The 17,716-nt window shown below is 50.1% G+C and carries 14 protein-coding genes; 6 read left to right on the top strand and 8 right to left on the bottom strand.

The genetic code is table 11. The features are described from left to right. Positions 1 to 191 precede the first annotated feature (191 nt). The 3 genes from CHI14_RS21660 (at position 192) to CHI14_RS21650 (ending at position 1,826) form a co-directional block, all read left to right on the top strand. Positions 192 to 449, top strand: a complete 258-nt coding sequence (locus CHI14_RS21660) for a DUF2164 domain-containing protein (protein WP_095291132.1) — start codon at positions 192 to 194, stop codon at positions 447 to 449. A 32-nt stretch (positions 450 to 481) separates the two neighbouring features. Then, entirely contained in the window at positions 482 to 1,030 is a 549-nt protein-coding gene (locus CHI14_RS21655) for a GNAT family N-acetyltransferase (protein ID WP_095291130.1), read from the top strand. A 244-nt stretch (positions 1,031 to 1,274) separates the two neighbouring features. Continuing rightward, complete coding sequence (locus CHI14_RS21650; RefSeq protein WP_141236720.1) at positions 1,275 to 1,826, top strand: hypothetical protein; 552 nt, start codon at positions 1,275 to 1,277, stop codon at positions 1,824 to 1,826. A gap of 136 nt (positions 1,827 to 1,962) precedes the next feature. Here CHI14_RS21650 and CHI14_RS21645 read toward each other — a convergent pair whose 3' ends face one another. Together CHI14_RS21645 and CHI14_RS21640 are read right to left on the bottom strand one after the other, a co-directional pair. Then, a complete protein-coding gene (locus CHI14_RS21645; RefSeq protein WP_095291127.1) occupies positions 1,963 to 2,751 on the bottom strand; it encodes an SDR family oxidoreductase in 789 nt (262 codons plus the stop codon). 26 nt (positions 2,752 to 2,777) lie between these two features. Beyond that, positions 2,778 to 3,281: a GNAT family N-acetyltransferase gene (locus tag CHI14_RS21640; RefSeq protein ID WP_095291126.1), complete on the bottom strand. Its 504-nt coding sequence runs from the start codon at positions 3,279 to 3,281 to the stop codon at positions 2,778 to 2,780. A gap of 196 nt (positions 3,282 to 3,477) precedes the next feature. Here CHI14_RS21640 and CHI14_RS21635 point away from each other — a divergent pair, with 196 nt between their 5' ends. Further along, a complete protein-coding gene (locus tag CHI14_RS21635; RefSeq protein WP_481856441.1) occupies positions 3,478 to 4,650 on the top strand; it encodes a methyltransferase domain-containing protein in 1,173 nt (390 codons plus the stop codon). A 143-nt stretch (positions 4,651 to 4,793) separates the two neighbouring features. Here the strand turns inward: CHI14_RS21635 and CHI14_RS21630 are convergent, their stop codons facing one another. From CHI14_RS21630 to CHI14_RS21620, 3 genes are all read right to left on the bottom strand, one after another. Next, a complete protein-coding gene (locus CHI14_RS21630; protein WP_095291124.1) occupies positions 4,794 to 8,174 on the bottom strand; it encodes a GH36-type glycosyl hydrolase domain-containing protein in 3,381 nt (1,126 codons plus the stop codon). Between the two features lie 129 nt (positions 8,175 to 8,303). Then, complete coding sequence (locus tag CHI14_RS21625; RefSeq protein WP_095291122.1) at positions 8,304 to 9,071, bottom strand: alpha/beta hydrolase; 768 nt, start codon at positions 9,069 to 9,071, stop codon at positions 8,304 to 8,306. A gap of 114 nt (positions 9,072 to 9,185) precedes the next feature. After that, positions 9,186 to 10,202 carry a LacI family DNA-binding transcriptional regulator gene (locus CHI14_RS21620; protein WP_095291121.1) on the bottom strand — a complete coding sequence of 339 codons (1,017 nt, stop codon included), beginning with the start codon at positions 10,200 to 10,202 and terminating at the stop codon, positions 9,186 to 9,188. 700 nt (positions 10,203 to 10,902) lie between these two features. Between CHI14_RS21620 and CHI14_RS21610 the strand changes: the two genes are divergently transcribed. Beyond that, positions 10,903 to 11,073, top strand: coding sequence for a hypothetical protein (locus tag CHI14_RS21610; protein WP_212677015.1), 171 nt, complete (start codon positions 10,903 to 10,905; stop codon positions 11,071 to 11,073). 97 nt (positions 11,074 to 11,170) lie between these two features. Beyond that, positions 11,171 to 12,883, top strand: a complete 1,713-nt coding sequence (locus tag CHI14_RS21605; RefSeq protein ID WP_095291117.1) for an ABC transporter ATP-binding protein — start codon at positions 11,171 to 11,173, stop codon at positions 12,881 to 12,883. Positions 12,884 to 12,982: 99 nt separating this feature from the next. Here CHI14_RS21605 and CHI14_RS21600 read toward each other — a convergent pair whose 3' ends face one another. The 3 genes from CHI14_RS21600 to CHI14_RS21590 all read right to left on the bottom strand — a co-directional run bounded on the left by CHI14_RS21600 (position 12,983) and on the right by CHI14_RS21590 (position 17,548). Beyond that, on the bottom strand, positions 12,983 to 13,897 hold the full coding sequence (locus tag CHI14_RS21600; RefSeq protein WP_095291116.1) for a class I SAM-dependent methyltransferase: 915 nt from the start codon (positions 13,895 to 13,897) through the stop codon (positions 12,983 to 12,985). A 196-nt stretch (positions 13,898 to 14,093) separates the two neighbouring features. Further along, positions 14,094 to 15,317 carry an MFS transporter gene (locus CHI14_RS21595; protein WP_095291115.1) on the bottom strand — a complete coding sequence of 408 codons (1,224 nt, stop codon included), beginning with the start codon at positions 15,315 to 15,317 and terminating at the stop codon, positions 14,094 to 14,096. Between the two features lie 167 nt (positions 15,318 to 15,484). Further along, positions 15,485 to 17,548, bottom strand: a complete 2,064-nt coding sequence (locus CHI14_RS21590; protein ID WP_095291114.1) for a molybdopterin-containing oxidoreductase family protein — start codon at positions 17,546 to 17,548, stop codon at positions 15,485 to 15,487. Positions 17,549 to 17,716: the final 168 nt, after the last annotated feature.

Below are 17,716 nucleotides of genomic sequence, written 5' to 3'. Positions count from 1 at the left end.
GAATTGATTGGAGCTTTCAGAAATTACAAAGTGTTTCATCTAAATATACCTTTAACGAGAGACGAGTTCAATAAAGAACGGCACCAAAGTCCGGATTGCCTGTATGCAAGATAGGCCAAAAACCATTTTGACGGGTTCGCACGAATCATGTAGCATGATAGTAAAAACAAAATATAGGGAGGGATTCCCACTTGAACACGCTGAAACTGACCAAAGAACAGCAGGATGAAGCCATTCGCACGATCCAGTCGTATTTCCAAGAGGAACGCGGCGAAGAACTTGGCGATCTGGCCGCATGGGGGGTGCTCGATCTGTTTATGACGAAGCTCGCTCCCTACATATATAATCAGGCTCTCAGTGATGCTCGCACCACCGTGAATCAACGCATGGCCTCCATGGAAGAGGATCTGTTTGCTTTGGAGCGCAAACTGCCCTCTGCTTCCCGCTAAACCATTACTTATAAAGAAAGAAGGTTGCACTCATGTTTACCTATTCATTGGATGAATATACCGAACTCCGTCCACTCTCTATAGAGCACACGAAGCCACTGTTTGAACTTACAGATCGTTCCCGCGATCAATTGAGACACTGGCTTCCATGGGTGGACCATGTCACCGAAATTGAACATACCTCAAGTTTCATTAATAACGCGCTGAAGCAGGCTGCCGAGAACGGAGGCTTCACCGCAGGTGTATGGCTGAAGGGCGAGCTCGCTGGCATTATCGGATTCCACGAGATTAACTGGACCAATCGTTCGGTAAGCATTGGATACTGGCTTGGCAAGGGCTTTGAAGGACAGGGACTCATGACCAGCGCTTGTCGTGTTCTGGTCGATTATGCTCTGGTCACCCTGGACCTGAACCGGGTCGAGATTCGTTCTGCTACGAACAACAAGCGCAGTCGTGCCATCCCTGAGCGTCTTGGATTTGTCCTGGAAGGTGTTATTCGTCAGGCAGAGAAACTGCCTAAGGGATACGTCAATCATGCCGTGTACGGCATGCTGCAGCATGAATGGGAGCTTTTACGCTAACCCGCATACATATGGATACAACATGGAATGCCCCTTACCTGCACGAAGCTGCCTTCATGCAGGTAAGGGGCATTTTGGATTGGGCCGACAAATTCAACTTTTACTGCCGCTTAAGGTCATTTTCATCCTCTCTTCATCCTGGATGCCTAAGATAAGGTTGTGGGTTCTTGGCCCATACCCTACACAACTATACAGAGAAAGAGGATGATCGCTGATGAAGAGAAGCAGAACATCAAGAACTATGATGATTACCAGCACGATGGCTTTGACAATCGCACTTGGCGGAGGATGGTTTGCAAACAGCATCGCGAGTGCCGATCCAGCTGCAGGCACTTCCGCTCAGAAGAAAAATGCCAGCTCCGCAACGAATTCACATATATCGAAATCATCAAAATCCATAAATGCCAACAAGGGAGCCGGGCATGGCCGATACACCGATGAACTGGTCTCCGCCCTCGGCGTAACAGCAGACGAACTGAAGGAAGCCCGCAAGGCAGGCATCACTATTGCCGAGATCGCTGCCAGCAATCATGTGGACGTGCAGACTGTAATCGACAAGCTAGTCGCTGCCGGGAAGAGCGAGCTGCAGCAGCATCTGTCTGACGGGGACATTACACAGACCCAGTATGACAAACGGATAGCCGGCCTGAACGAACGGGTGACGGACTTGGTGAACGGTGTACTGCCGGAAACACGACAAGGTTCCAGAGGCAAGCGTGGCGAGGCATCAGGAACTGAATCCGATTCAGGCAGCTCAGACGAATCCACCAGCACGAACAGCACTGATCCGGCCTGATGGATCGTGCCAGCTCGTTTGTATGTTTTTGCATGTTTTCGATCAAAAACCCTCCGTCTTCACCCATGGTGTGACAGAGGGTTTTACATCGTTCCTATATATAACCGGAACTCTTCAGACAAATTACCTTTCCATCCTAGAGAGCTCGTACCATACCGCCATCCACCACTAGCGAAGTACCAGTAATGTAGGTATTGGCCCCGGATAAAAGGAACACAACGGCTTTGGCGAACTCTTCGGGCTGACCGTATCTTCCCAGAGGGATTTCCTTGCGGAACTGTTCGGCTACCTCTTCTTCACTAATTCCGTTCTGTTCTGCGCGGGCTGTGTCGAGTTCACGTATCCGATCTGTTCCGATTCGTCCGGGTGCCACCGTATTGATCAGAATGCCATAAGGGGCAAGCTCCTGTGACAACGTCTTCGCCAGACCAAAGACACCCGTACGGAACGTGTTGGACAGAATCAGCCCCGGAATTGGCTGTTTCACCGAAGTTGAAGCAATATTCACAATATGTCCGCCGTTGGTCTTCATATAAGGGAGGGCCCCCCGAATCATACGTACATAGCTCATAACATTCAACTCAAATGCATGTTCCCAATCCTCATCTGTTAATGATTCAAATGTTCCCGAAGGAGGACCGCCGGAGTTGTTCACCAGAATATCAATCTGCCCGAACAGCTCCCCTGTCTTATGGATTAATGCGTTAATGTCTTCCTTCCGTGTAACATCCGTTACGCAGTATTCAACGCGTCCTCCACCGTCCAGTTCCAGCAGTTCTTGCTTGACGGCTGCGAGCTTCTCCTCGTTCCTGCTCGCAAGCATCACATCTGCGCCTTCTGCGGCCAGCTGTGCTGCCACCGCCTTGCCCAGTCCCTGACTGGATGCCAGCACCAGCGCTTTTTTACCCCGAAGTCCCATATCCATTATATTGTTCCTCCTTCGCCACCCGACTACCGTTCAGTCCGGATAAAATAACTCATGAGAATATCGTCCACGTACTTCCCGGCGATATAAAATTCCGACACCAGTCGGCCCTCCGTCTCAAATCCGCATTGGGTATAAAAAGCTATCGCTCCCGGATTGCTCGACAGCACGCGAAGACGCAGCTTATGTATCCCCTGTTCACGAGCATATTCTTTCATCGCATGCATTAGGGACGTGGCCACGCCACTGCGCCGGTCATTGGGATGGACAGCAATATTAATCTCGTAGACATGACGATTGACAAGCATCCCTGTAGCCGGATAAAAGCCCACATAGCCGCAGACCCGTTCTCCCTGAACGGCAACCAGCTGGCTGCCGGGCGGACAATGCTGCAGAAATTGCTGTCTGGACTTCCAATGGAATGGCGCTGGAGAGGTATGTATATCCCACACGAGAGCATCCATCTCCATTAGTTGGGGTGCATCCTTCATCTCGGATGGCCGAATTTTATACGTTTGACGGGTAAGCATCGCATTTCAACCTTTCATACAGGTAATTACATTATTTCAGCGCGTTGCATGGCCCTTGGATTATAGCTGATAGATGCCACTAGCGCATTTTTTTCATTTGATTATATTGTAGCACAGCCCTAAGCCTGAACTAAAATGGCGATGTACCCTTAACCTTTACGTTACGTCATCGTTTATACTGATTATCATGAAGGAGGTGCGGCCCTTGAATATCAAAGAGGCGGCAGGCAGGCTTGGCATATCCCCCAGAGCGATCCGTTTTTACGAGGAAAAAGGATTAATTCTCCCTGCGAAGCAGGCCAGCAATGGATACCGGAGCTATACGGAAAATGACATTTGGCGGCTACAGACGATTGCCGCTCTGCGGGAGATCGGCATGTCACTTCAGGATATTACTCACGCGCTCGGTGAGATTGATCAAGGCAACCAGCAGCGGCTGGAGGAATATCTGGAGCTGCAGCAGGCCGTCATGTATGCCCAGTGGGTTGAACTGAAACGCATGCTGGATACGACCCAGCGCATGATTGATCTCAATCGTCAGGACGGGCCGCTGGATGTTAGCCATCTCCATGAGCTGGCAGACAGTTCCCGCCGCCTGCGGGAAGCACGCCAGAACTGGCATGATCGTTGGAACTATGATACTCAGGCTGCTATCCATGATGAGCGTGTTCACGCGAAAAGCGGCAGCATCCCTGCATCTTCCCCATCTTTCCTGGAGGAAGCCGATAGCATGCCTTATAACGAATCCAGGAACGCCGGAGAACACCAGGATACCAAGAAGGCCCCGTCGTCTTCTTTTTATCTATATCACAACTATGACGAAGCGCTGGAACAGACTGCGAATTGGATCTCCCCTGTTCCCGGTGAACACGGACTTGATATCGGAACAGGCACCGGTAATCTGGCAGGCAAATTATTGGAACGCCATGCCATCATGACAGGGATTGACCAGTCCAGAGAAATGCTGCGCACATGCCGTACCAAGTATCCCGGGATGCAAGTGAAGCTGGGGAACTTCCTGGCACTGCCTTTTGCCGACCAGACCTTTGATTTTCTTGTATCCAGCTTCGCCTTCCATCATCTGAGTCCGGACCAGCAGCAGCTGGCACTGCAGGAGATGCAGCGGGTATTAACCCCGCGGGGACGAATCTGTCTAACCGATCTCATGTTTACGAATGCACTTCACCGCGAGGCTTATATAAGACAAGCTGAGGCAGATGGAAACGGTGAGCAGCTGCTTGCCATAAGAGAACGCCATTTCCCCCTGCTGGATGAATTAACCGGGTGGCTTGAGACGCATGGCTATGTTACGAAAACCGTTCGTCACAATGAGCTGCTGCAGACGATGCTGGCAGTTCCGCTGCGTTGATAAAGGTGATAAGTCAGCGCGCGCTCCCCATCTGACATAGGCCGTGGACCATTGTCTCGCACGTTTCATGAAAAAAAGGCCATCCTGCCTGTTAAGGAGGATGGCCTTTCATTACACTCAAGCATCAAGCTATAAGAAGTGAGTTACATATAAATATCAACGATGGTACGATCCGAAGTACGCAGCTGTCTGAACTCATCCAGTGAGATGCAGACTCCGCCCTTACGGTAACGGTTCGCCATAACTTCTGTGCGGATCTCCTTGCCGTTTACGGTTACGCGGTTAACCGATCCTTCGTTCAGGTGATAGATAAACGTTACCGGTTCACCTGCATATTCAAACTCGAATTGCATGCCGTCCAGCTCAGCTGGCAGGACAGGGTCAATGACCAAATCTCCGCCTTCCTGACGGATACCAAGTGCATTCGAGATCAGCTGGTTCATGTAGATCCCCGGGCCGCTGGAGTAGATTCTCCATCCACCCTTCACTTGCACGGTACCTTTGCGCAATTGATCAAAATGCTCCTGTGCGTCATAACGTGTATTGAATTTGCCATCAGAACTGCTGAAGTACGCATTGGCTTGACGGATCTCTGCGTTAGGCACAACCTCACCGATTCCAACCGGATTGATCATCGCGAGTCCATTCCATACCTGGTCGGTCTTACCGAGCTTGGCCATCGCTTCCACATAACGAATGTGGGCGTGTACGTACTGCAACCCGATCTCGCGTCCGAAGTTGGATGCCTGTTCTGCCCGCTTGAAGTGGCTGCTTACACCGCCGGCATACTGAGCCGGACGATTCATCAAGCGCACGCCATCCGGACACAGGAAATGCTCGCGAATCAGTGCATAATGCGATTCAGCTTGTTCTGCCGTAAGCAATTCACCGATCATGCTGCGTGTCATAGGCAGCAGACGATACTGAATACCTGTCTCTGTATCGGTCGGATGCAGCATCAGCTTCGCCTGATCCGCGTCCTCCATGTACACAAAGCCCGGAATAACATCGGTTCCCAGCATGTAACGGTTGAAGTCCTCACGGATACCCTGAGCCAGAGCTTCAAGCTCCTCTGCGAAGGAAGCATCCTTGTATTTCAAAGCCTGTGACAGCACGTTGACGGATTGATACGTCAGTGCTACCGTCCAGCTGCTCACCATAAACTGCTTGAGCTGTGCATTGGCTGGTTGCAGGGTATCGTCCCAGTCCCCATCGCCATAGGAAGACAGGAACGTATCGTGCAGGAAGTGGGAACGAATGTATTCGATCTCTTTCTTCGCATGATCCAGTACCGTTGCTGTGTCTTCCGTGAATCCGAAGCTGTGTTTGACGGTGTAAGGCACTTTTTCATCCAGAATCGCATAGTCACGCGTCGCCGTCAGATAGTCTGCCAGCACTTTCAGCGGCCAGACGATGATATCGCCATGACTTTCTTCCTGCTGAATGGCAAAGTATTTATCAAACATAAACCATTGCGGCCAATTGCCGTCATCCTCGTATTGGTGCGTGTAGACCATTTTGATGATATCGCGTACCTGCTCGTATTTTTGAGTAGCCATGAAGTATTCAACCGGACCCTGACATACGTCCCGTGTACCCCATGCTGCGCCGCCGTATTGCTCCAGACCGTGAGGAACGGAATAGTGAACCAGCATGTTGTGTGTGTACCACCAGGCCAAGGCATTCACTTTGAACAGATCCTCAGCACGCTGACCTTCCCCGCGGGACAAACGGAAGCCATTCATTACACCCGCGAAGAATTCGCGATAAGCCTGTACTTCCTCTTCAAATGTAAGAGTCGATCCCGCTTCATCAGCTTGGCCTTCCAGCACACCCTGCACTTTAAGCGTCCACTCTGCACTCTCTTCCAGGCTAAGTGTAACCAGCGAAGCCGATCCACTGCGGATACCGCTTGCCAGCAGCGTCTCGTCACCTGCGTTCATTGAAGCACCCTCTACAGACATGCGATATTGCAAGTCAGGATATGTGCCGGCACTGATTGCTTTTGGGTCCGCTTTGAAGACCAATGTATTGCCATCCTGCGTCATGTGCAGTGGATATTCGTATTCGTTCACATTCATTGTGATCTGGTTGGTTACCAGATAGCGATAGGCCTTACCGCTTGTAGAACGCACGTTCATGCTTACTTCGGTTGTATGCGCCCCAGTATAGTTCGTCACGATGAGTGTATCGGATTCGGTTTTGTACATCCAGCGTACATAGTTGAAGCCAATTTCGAACAATGACGGCATGGTGAGCAGACGATATTGCCCATCCATCTCTACGTAAATGCGTTGTCCGGCAGTCTTCGGCACGTTCAGTGCATTGCGGGCGTTACTGATCATTTTGTTAAAATTCGTGTTGCCGATAACCAGCTGCGAGTTGAAGATACCGTACATATAAGACGTTGTTGTAATGACCTGTGCTCCAAGCTTCACGTTGCCACCGTTCATCAGGATATGACCGTGAGGACGCTCCACCAGCAGTTCCTTGGCTTTTAGAACGATATGTTCGTAGCTGCCTGTGAAGAAGGACAGGAGTGAATCCTCATTACGCTCTTCTTGATGACGATCAGGGAACAGTTCCTTGATTTCCTCTTCCGTCATGTCCAGTGCCACAAGCGGCTCGCCCAGGCTGGAAGACAGCTTCACTTGCTCAAGTGTTTCACCGTGCTGAACTTCGAGTTTCTGTACAGCGTCCCATGCCGCAGACACTTCATCTGCATACTCCAGAGCAGAGATACCTTCAGGATGATTGGACTTCGCCAGTCCATAGAAGACAACCTCAGCATCCCCGTTCAGGTTCAACAGCTCGGATTGCAGCGCTGTATAAGCGAACTCATATTGATAAGTCTCATTAGCCAAAGTTTTACGGCTGAGACTTTCCGGTTCGTTGGTTTCCTTGTAGGACAGACCGAAGAACTGGAAGCCGTCTGTGGAATAACCGACTGCCTTGGTCAAAGAACCCTGCTGCATATATGGGAATGCGCCTCCCTGTGGCTGGTTTTGACGGGAACACACAACGTATCCCTTCGCTCCATCCTCAAAGACAGTATGGTCAATATACTGTGACAGATAGGCCTCGTTGCTGCGTACCGCACCCGGATCAGCCAGTCCAACATCCTGTCCGTAGACGATATCCACTCCGTTATGCTGCCCTTTCAGTTTCACATCCCAGAACCAAACGCCTTGCGATGCTGCAGTGAACACGACCTGATAACCGATGCCTTGTTCCTGGCCTTCCAATGGGATGCTGCCTTCCCAGATCAGTTGATGGTCTGGCTGAGTCTTGCTTGTAATCACCTTACTGTTCGAACGTGCACCCAGCAGCGGGAAAGAGCTAATGTTCTCGCCCTCGTGTACTCGCAGATACAGATTGTTCAGAGCTCCATCGATCTGGTTGCTTAGCAGCTGGTTCAGCATGGTTGTACCGGATGTTGCCTGGTACAGGTCCCCACTGTTCAAAAAGGTAAACGTCAATTCCCCGGCAGTCAGCCGGATCGGTTCATTGATCATCGTTGTCATGTCATTCACTCCTTCATTTAGTAAAAATCGAAACGTTTCGAATCGACCGAAAAAGAATAGGGTTCTTCTGCAAACCGACCTGTTCAAGGCCAATCCGGTTACGAACCCCTGGTTTTATTTTCACGCTGGCTATACCTGAACAGGCAACCATTCCAGAACACGCTTGATCTTCATATCCCAATAACTCCACTCATGGCCACCTGGCTCTTCCTCATACGTCACCTGTACATCCAGTTCCTTCATCGTATGCCGAAATGTCTGGTTGGCTTCGTACAGAAAATCTTCTGTCCCGCAGCATTGATACAATTGTGGGAACGCCGTCCCTGACGCAGCCAGTCTGCGGCTAACAGCCAGCAGATCGTCATCACTGCCTTCAATTCGCTCCGGACTCCCGAAGATGCTCTGCATTTCTGCAGGGGTGAAGTTTCCCTCGCCACGTACCCTGCTTGCCAGATCAAGCCCGCCCGAGAGGCTGGCTGCCGCAGCATATCGTTCCGGAAAACGCAGACCCAGCTTGAATGCACCATACCCGCCCATGGAAACGCCTGTTACAAATGTATCTTCACGGCGGTCCGAAATGGGAAAGAGCGACTTCACGAATGCAGGCAGTTCCTCACTTATATATGTAAAATAAGACCCGCCCTGCTGCATATCCATATAGTAGCTTCGCCCTGCGGATGGCATCACAACCGCAATCCCCCGGGCCTCGGCCAAACGTTCGATGGATGAATGCCGTGTCCATTCGGAGTGGTCTGCACCGCGTCCATGCAGCAGATACAGGACAGGCAGTTTTCCATCCCGGCTTGCGCGAAGCGGTGAATGCTCAGGCAGTATAAGTGTAATGTCTGTAGACACGCCAAGACTTTCGGCGAACAACTGGCATTGGATCAAAGCCATTGCTTCATCTCCTGTTCAACGAGATTTACGTAAGGATCATTAGATTATTTAGTTGAGATACGGTCCCTTATGCTCCCGGCATACTAGGGACCATTCCCATCCAAATGCTGCTTCTTATGCAGGCTGGGTACCCGACTCTGCCTGCACAGAGCGTACAGACTCGCGTTCCACCATATCAATCGTCAACGTGTACGATGGATTCACGGCTTCACCATTCAGCATCTGGAACAGCAGATGTCCTGCAAGTGATCCGGCCTCGTGCTTCGGCTGCCTTATGGTAGTGAGGGGAGGACGAACGAATTCAGACAATTGAATGTCATCAAACCCGATAACCGAAATATCATTTGGCACGGATATGCCGCTCTCTTCCAGTGCCTTCAAACCACCTATAGCCATTTCGTCATTCCCGTAAAATACAGCGGTTGGAAGCTCGCCCTGCATAATCATCATTTTGGTTGCGCTGTGCCCGCCTTCACGAACGAAATTGCCGCTTAGACGCCATTTGGATTTCTCCTCAAGCCCCGCTTCCTGCATGGCTCTCAAGTATCCCTGGTAACGCAGGGCATTATCATACGAGTTGGATGGACCGCTAATGTAGGCAATCTTCCGGTGTCCCTCATTGATCAGGTGACGCGTAGCCAGGTATCCACCTTGTTCACCGTCAACCAGCACATTGACCAGATGGTCACCCGACAAATGACGATCCATTACAATAATAGGAAAACGCTGCCCCGCAGATTCCACCAAAATGTCATCATGGATGTTGTGTGCGAGTACAACAGCACCATCCACTCTCTTTTCCCGCAAAAACCGGACTGCCGTTGAATCACGACCACCCATCGAACTGCATGCAATCAGATCATATCCATTCGCAAGCGCCACATCCTGAACACTGCGAATCAACTCCGAGTAATACGGACCCGAAAGATCAGTCAGAATTAACGCAATCGTATTCGTACGGCTCCGTTTCAGGTCCATGGCAAAGCCGTTTTTGCGATAATTCAGTTCCCGGGCTGCCTCCAGCACTTTTGCCTTGGTCTTGGCGCTAACCTTGCTGTCCCCGTTTAATGCATAGGAAGCGGTCGAGAGCGCCACACCTGCCAGCTTTGCCACATCCTTAATCGTTGCCATTCCACGCTCGCTCCTTCTAACTTGACCAATTATAAGTTACCTACATTTTATACTGTAAATGGTTGTGACAACCACCAAATTCTATACTTTATCATTGAATGATAGCCATTTCTATTCAATCGAAACGTTTCGAAGTGATATCAAAAAAAATTCTTCCATTTGACTTCTTGCCCAACGGCTCATTCGGACCAGCTTTAACTTGGGATCCATTAGCATCGAAACAAGCCTTTCAATGTAAACCTCAACAGGAAGTTCCTTACAAAGATCGTATGGACATGCTTCTTGGCAAGACATTGAAACGTTTCGACATTTTTATTATAGTCGGTGTTGATAGCGATTTCAACCTCTTTATTCATTTTCAATGAAATAAATGGACTTCGCTATGAACAAGTCTACGAGATTGAAGCAGACATGTTTTACGGATTTGATCCACTATCGGTTATTGAACAGCTGCAGACTATAATGCACAAACTAACATTGTCCATAGAACATTGATCATAGTTGTCCATTTACAAATGTAAAATCTTCCTCTATGTTATTAATGAGAATAATAATCATTATTGATTATCACAGGAGGAACATAGCGATGTTTGCCATCAATAAACGCTTTTCCGGCTTGCTGCTTATGCTGGCATCATTATGATTCTGTCTGCCTGCAGCAGTAGTGCAGGTTCCAGCGCTGCAGAACAGACTGGTACAGATGCGGAAACTACCAACGGGTCGACCGAAACAACTGCCGGCTGTGAAGAACAACCAGGTGTACGAACTACAGGAGGATCGCTACTGGTATTTCGATCCGATCGCAATCCAGGGCCAGGCAGAGGAATTTACTGATATGATCGTGGAACGTACGCAGCAGAACCGCAAGTAAATAGCATTTATAAAATAATCCAACACGACTGAACGCTGTGTTTGGACAGGCCTTGAAGCTGCCTGGGCTTTTTGCGTTATAGAAGGGAGAAATACATATGCTTCGCCGTTTCATGGCCTATTACCGCCCCTACAGGGGACTTTTTATTCTGGATTTCTCTTGTGCCATTGCAGCTGCCCTGCTGGAACTCGTGTTTCCACTGGCAGTAAACCAGGTAGTGGACAAACTACTTCCTGGGGGCAACTGGTCCATGATTCTTACTGCATGTGCCGCATTGCTCGGCATCTATCTGCTCAGTTCCTTTTTCCATTTTGCAGTCACCTATTGGGGACATAAGCTGGGGATTAACATTGAGTCCGATATGCGGAGAGAACTGTTCACGCGTGTACAGAAGCAGTCCTTCCGCTTTTTCGACAATAACAAGACAGGCCACCTTGTATCACGTATGACCAATGATCTGATGGATATTGGAGAGATCGCGCACCATGGACCGGAGGATCTATTCATCGCCCTGATGACTCTGGCAGGTGCCTTCGGTATCATGCTCAGCATCAATTGGCAGCTCGCCGTACTGACCTTTATCATCGTGCCGCTGATGATCTACCTGTCCCTGTATTTCAGCCGCAAGATGTCCAGTGCCTTCAAACGCATGTTTGCCGATATTGCAGACTACAATGCTCGGGTCGAGAACACGGTCAGCGGAATCCGTGTGGTACAGGCTTTTGCCAATGAAAATCACGAAATCGGTCGTTTTACTGAAAATAATGAACGCTTCCGCCTCACCAAATTGATCACCTACCGCATTATGGCGTGGAACTCCTCGCTTAGCTTTATTTTGATGAAATTCGTCTCGCTGTTTGTGCTGGTATGCGGAACATGGTTTGTCATTCAAGGAAGTATGACCTACGGGGAATTTATCGCCTTCGTGATGCTGTCGAATATTTTCCTGGGTCCGATCAAACAGATTAACTCTGTCATTGAAACCTATCCGAAAGGCATTGCGGGTTTCAAGCGGTACTTGGAACTGCTCGAAGCTGTGCCAGATGTAGAAGATACACCGCAGGCCAAGCCCATCACAAGCGTAAGCGGAGATGTCGCTTTCCATAATGTTAGATTTTCCTATGCTGAACATAAGCCTACATTGGACCAGGTCAACCTGGAGATTCAAGCCGGGCAGACCGTTGCACTGGTTGGACCCTCCGGAGCGGGCAAATCGACGCTGTGCAGCCTGATCCCGCGCTTCTATGATGTGGATGCTGGCCATATTACTATTGACGGCATTCCGGTGAAGGATATGACACTGGAGTCGCTGCGCTCCAATATCGGCATTGTACAGCAGGACATATTCCTGTTTGACGGCACCATTCGTGAAAATATTGCCTACGGCAAATTGAATGCATCGGATGAGGAAATCTGGGAAGCCATCCGCCGGGCACAATTGGAAGAGCTGGTACGGTCACAGCCGGAAGGCCTCGACACCATGATTGGTGAACGCGGCGTGAAATTGTCCGGCGGACAGAAACAGCGCCTGTCCATCGCGCGCATGATTCTGAAAAATCCGCCCATCCTCATTCTGGACGAAGCGACTTCGGCTCTGGATACCGAAACAGAAGCCGCCATTCAGCTGGCACTGTCCGAGCTGGCTCAGGGACGTACAACGCTCGTTATTGCGCATCGATTGGCAACCATTCGGCATGCGGACCGCATTATTGTCGTAGAGAACGGTGGCGTAGCAGAACAAGGCAGCCATGATGAACTTCTCGAACGAGAAGGCTCCTATAGCCGACTGCATCAGGCGCAGTTTGGATAAAGTGGCTTCATTATTTAGCTCAAACACCCTTCCTCCTGACTTAACGGAGGAAGGGTGTTTTACTAATTTAGAGTATGCCAAGCTACACCCTAAAATTAGCTATTTTTTTACAACATGGATAAAATGAATCGTCTCAAACGCAGTCAAGTCATCTGTACGATTGTTGAAGTATCTCTCCTGGATATCGTCTGGTGTCAGATGCTCATAGATGAGCAGTCCTGCATCGGCTAGCATTTGCTCGATCTCGTGATACGCGAAACAGGATTGCATTGGCTCCCCGGAGGACACAGCCAGCTTCAACATGTTCTCTACCCGATTAAAGATGCCTTTCTCCTCAAAGAGTCGTTCATCTGCATAATCCAGTACCATCGAGCTTCCGGACGGAAGGTTGGCGAAAGCCTGCCGCAAAAGATTGAACAATACCTCTTTGGACAGGTAATACGAAACGCCAAGCAGGCTGAGGAACGTTTTCTGATTTTTGAAACCTTTGCTGGTCAGATTTTCATAAGCAAACCCATGCGCGAAGTCCATTGGGATCAAGTGCAAGTTGTCCGGGATCGACAAATTGGCCCAACTCAGCCTATCACTCTTAAACTGCTGCGTGGCTGGATGGTCAACTTCAAAAATATTCAGCCTGTCGCCCAGTTCCGGGGTTCTTAACGCAAAAGTATCCATTCCGGCTCCCAGAATGACGTATTGTTTGGCTCCCAGGTTGACTTCGTGAAGCAGCACCTGCTCGCAATAGGCTGCCCTCGCCAAAGCAATGGGAGACAATTGGACTTGGGTGATCCACCTCAATACTTTATCGGGGTCCTCCTTCACCATATCGACCATCTCGGGATTGAAGAAATGAATGCCCTGCACCATATTCTCCCGAATCTGTTCAAACTCCTGTGGAGAAATCAGAGCCTTGGCTATGTGATCATTGAAAATTAGAGGTGTGTCGTACTGGCTGTGATAGGCGCGGCCAAAGGCCGAGATCAAAGAAGTAATGCTGGATTCATTTGGCTTCATATTTATCCTCCCGCATAACAAAATAAGGTCCCCCTGGCCAGGAGAACCTTAGTATATACGGATTTAAGCAATATGTAAATTATAGCATAAAAACACATTTTTGTCAATCCCAATTTTGCGGAACACGCAGACATGCTGGATGGATCTTTCACTCGTCCAACATGTCTGCTCCAATGATACTCCCACCTCGAAGACTCTAGGTATCCAACCCATACTCCTTCACCTCGCGGTGGCGATTCAGGACGGCATGAAGTGCAAAACCGAGCAGTGCCACCCCTGCCATCGCCGTTGCCAGCCAGGCTACAGAAATCAAGCCCTGTTTATCATACATCACACCCATCACATAAGGGCCGATGACACGACCAATCGATCCGATCCCGCCGGATACTCCAATATAAAATGGTGCAGCTCTGCCCGCATGGTCGGAAATAAAGGCAGGGGTTGCAGGTGAGATCAGCATTTCTCCAAAGGTCGCCAGCACCATCGCAAATACCATGCCCTGATAGCTGTACATCGTAATCATGACGATATAAGCCAATCCATAGAATATCGCACTCGCTGCCATCTGCGCAGTGGAAGTACGGGCCATGGTGCGTTTAACCCAGCTCGTGAACGGTTGGCCCACGAAGATCAGAACCCCGTTCAGTGTCCAGAGCAGTCCGTACATTCGTTTCTCCATCCCTTCGGAGATAATGTACGGCGATACACCTGTGTTCCAGATGGAATTGCCAAACAGGATAAACAATACCCCCAGGCTCATAAACAGGTATAACCTGGTGTTGCCAAGCAGCGCCCAGATCCCGGGACCATTCTGGACCGTTTTCCGTTTCGTCAGATGCATTTCTCCCTGATCGGTATCCACACGCGACAGATAGTACCAGAAGAAGACTGCAAACCCGGCAGAGGTCACGCCATTCAGTACAAAGCTGAGGTGATAGGAAAAGTCGGCCAAGAAACCGCTGAGTGCCGTCCCAATCGCTACACCGATGTTGTTCGCCACATAAATAATATTGAACAGCTCTCCCCGCCGCTCCGCAAACCGAAAGCCAATAAAGGCCTGAATCGCAGGCAGCGACAAGGAACTGAACAAGCCGATCCAGCCCATGGCACATATAAATACAACCCAGTACGCACTAATCCAGGGCAGGGCAAACAGGCCAAGTGCATTAAGGGCAAGCGATCCAATGATCAGCTTCTTCACGCCGACCCTGTGATATAATGCACCGCCGAGCAGCTGGCCGAAGATGCCGCCGAGCGACTGGATCAAAATGACGAATCCTGCATTAGCCATCGTCCGCCCGAGTTCATCAAATACGTACATTGTGGTTAGCGGCCACATCAGGGCACTGCCTGTCGCGTTAACCAGACTTGCCAGCAAAAATACTTTAACCTCTTTTGGATATGTATCCAGCCATCTCATCATCTTCATTCTCCTTACTACCATAAACGAACAAAACAAACCTCCACTCACGGCGGCTTAAACTACCTGAGCGGAGGCTATTTGTATATTAAACATTGCCTTTTATTCTTGCTTCAAGGTTTATCCCTTGTTCATCTTACCTGAAAAGCCTCAATCTGCAAGCACACTCATTGACGCTTCACTTCGACAGTGGCCGAGAAGAACGTTGCCCCGTTGCCCATGTCCGACAGCCGACCCGATGTCAGTGAATTCACCCGCTGTTTCCGACCGCTTCCATCCCACCACAAGCCTTGGCTGATCACCGTACCCGGCAGCATGGATTCGCTCACCTTGGCAGTCAGTTCGATCCGTCCCCGGTCATTCCATACAACCACCGCATCGCCATCTTCAATGTTTCTGTGAGCCGCATCCTCCGGATGAATCTGCAGCATGGGCAGTTTCTCCATACGTTGATGCTTCTCCGTATTGGCAAAGGTTGAATTCAGGAAATTGTGATTCGGTGGCGACAGGAACATAAGCGGATGCACATCATCAGGTCCGGCCGGATGTTCCCCGTCATACCCTTCAACTAGAGCACGATATGTAGGCAGCGGCGGAAGGCCTCTCTCTGCCATCGTTTCGGAATACAGCTCGATCTTCCCGGATGGCGTAGGCAGCTGTTCCAGGAATGATTCATGCGACGACATGTCCAGTCTCACAAAACGATGCTCCTGAAGGGCCTCCAACGTTACTCCGTTCATATAAGGATTACCTGTATCCGTCAGGGCGTCCGCAATCATCTGTTCCGGTGTCTCACCAAAAATCTCAGGATCATATCCCATCGCCTGTCCCAGCAGCGAAAACAGTTCCACATTGCTCTTGCTCTCGCCAATTGGGGCAATGACCGGTTCCTGCAAATGAACATACTGATGCCAGTAGGACGTATACAGATCGGTTGCTTCAAACGAAGACTTGGCCGGCAGCACAATGTCTGCATACTTGGCCGTATCCGTCATGAACAGATCATGCACAACGGTAAACAGATCTTCCCGTGCAAAACCTCGCTCCACCCGCTCGGTATCCGGTGCCACCACCAGGGGATTGCTGCAGTAGACCATTAGTGCCCGGATTGGCTGCTTTGCTTCCAGCAATGCTTCACCAATCCGGTTCATGTTCACCACCCGCGCCTCCGGATTGCTCCGAAGCTCTGGACGCTCCAGCGCATCGCTATTGGTGCTCGCATAGCTGTTGGTGCGTACCGCTCCGCCGCCTCGTTTCAGCCATTGTCCCGTGATGGCAGGCAGACAGGCAATGCTTCGTACATTCATGCCTCCGTTGTCATGGTGCTGAAGACCGTTGCCGATGTGAATATGTGCCGCCTGTGCGTTTCCGTACAGCTCAGCCAGCTTCACGATATCCGCTTCCGGTACACCCGTGATGCGCGCAACCCGTTCAGGGGTATAGCCGCGGACATGATCACGCAGTGCCTCATGACCCACAGTATACTTTTGCATAAAAGCTTCGTCCGTCAGGCCCCGGTCAAACAGTACATTCATCAGTCCCAGTGCGAGTGCGCTGTCTGTTCCCGGGTAGAGCGGAATAAACCAGTCTCCCCACTGAGCTGTACGATTCCGGTGAACATCGATGACCACGATTTGAGCACCTTTTTTGCGGGCCTTCTCAGCCAGGACAACCTGGTGCATGTTTGTACTGACAATGTTGCCTCCCCAGACCAGAATAAGGTCCGAATGCTCCGTATCTTCGGGCAAAGTTCCCCGATTGGCGCCCATCGTATATTTCCATCCGGTATTCCCGGCCGCATTGCAGATCGTTTGCTCCAGCATACTAGCACCAAGCGCATTGAAGAAACGACGATCCATCCCATCCACTCCAAGGATCCCCATATTGCCGTAGAAACTGTATGGCAAAATACTCTCCGAGCCGTACTTCGTAGATATAGATTTGAATTTTCCCGTAATTTCATGGATAGCTTCATCCCAGCTTATACGTTCGAACTTGCCTTCACCTTTCGCGCCGACACGTCTCATCGGATATTGCAGCCGCTCGGGGTGATATACCCGCTCTGCCATGTTTCTGACTTTATTGCAGATGGCACCTTTCGTAATCGGATGGTCAGGGTTACCCGCCACCTTCACGATTTTACCGTTCTCCTTATGAAGCAGCAGGCCGCAAGTATCCGGGCAGTCAAGCGGGCAAACCGCCGGAAACACGCCATTCTCCTGATCGATCATATGTACAAGTCCTCCCCATTTAAAACTATCCTTACATCATATAATTTTGGAGGTTATGACGTAAAGAGAACAGTCATGTTTTGTGCGCTCAGGCTTGATGCATTTAATCTAAAAAAAAGTTTTGGCCCCATGATTCATCCTCGAAATTCAGGGGTAAATTAAAAACAA

It is taken from the genome of Paenibacillus sp. 7516 (assembly GCF_002272715.1).
Taxonomy (GTDB): domain Bacteria; phylum Bacillota; class Bacilli; order Paenibacillales; family Paenibacillaceae; genus Paenibacillus; species Paenibacillus illinoisensis_A.
Note: the sequence above shows the minus strand (reverse complement) of the source record. Positions and strands in the feature narration are given on the sequence as shown.

What these genes read in the sequence shown, in the direction of transcription:
- CHI14_RS21600 (WP_095291116.1), bottom strand. Translation starts at nt 13,897, where the DNA reads ATGAAGCCAAATGAATCCAGCATTACTTCTTTGATCTCGGCCTTTGGC.
- CHI14_RS21645 (WP_095291127.1), bottom strand. Translation starts at nt 2,751, where the DNA reads ATGGATATGGGACTTCGGGGTAAAAAAGCGCTGGTGCTGGCATCCAGT.
- CHI14_RS21610 (WP_212677015.1), top strand. Translation starts at nt 10,903, where the DNA reads ATGCGGAAACTACCAACGGGTCGACCGAAACAACTGCCGGCTGTGAAG.
- CHI14_RS21655 (WP_095291130.1), top strand. Translation starts at nt 482, where the DNA reads ATGTTTACCTATTCATTGGATGAATATACCGAACTCCGTCCACTCTCT.
- CHI14_RS21640 (WP_095291126.1), bottom strand. Translation starts at nt 3,281, where the DNA reads ATGCTTACCCGTCAAACGTATAAAATTCGGCCATCCGAGATGAAGGAT.
- CHI14_RS21590 (WP_095291114.1), bottom strand. Translation starts at nt 17,548, where the DNA reads ATGATCGATCAGGAGAATGGCGTGTTTCCGGCGGTTTGCCCGCTTGAC.
- CHI14_RS21650 (WP_141236720.1), top strand. Translation starts at nt 1,275, where the DNA reads ATGATTACCAGCACGATGGCTTTGACAATCGCACTTGGCGGAGGATGG.
- CHI14_RS21605 (WP_095291117.1), top strand. Translation starts at nt 11,171, where the DNA reads ATGCTTCGCCGTTTCATGGCCTATTACCGCCCCTACAGGGGACTTTTT.
- CHI14_RS21630 (WP_095291124.1), bottom strand. Translation starts at nt 8,174, where the DNA reads ATGACAACGATGATCAATGAACCGATCCGGCTGACTGCCGGGGAATTG.
- CHI14_RS21595 (WP_095291115.1), bottom strand. Translation starts at nt 15,317, where the DNA reads ATGAGATGGCTGGATACATATCCAAAAGAGGTTAAAGTATTTTTGCTG.
- CHI14_RS21625 (WP_095291122.1), bottom strand. Translation starts at nt 9,071, where the DNA reads ATGGCTTTGATCCAATGCCAGTTGTTCGCCGAAAGTCTTGGCGTGTCT.
- CHI14_RS21620 (WP_095291121.1), bottom strand. Translation starts at nt 10,202, where the DNA reads ATGGCAACGATTAAGGATGTGGCAAAGCTGGCAGGTGTGGCGCTCTCG.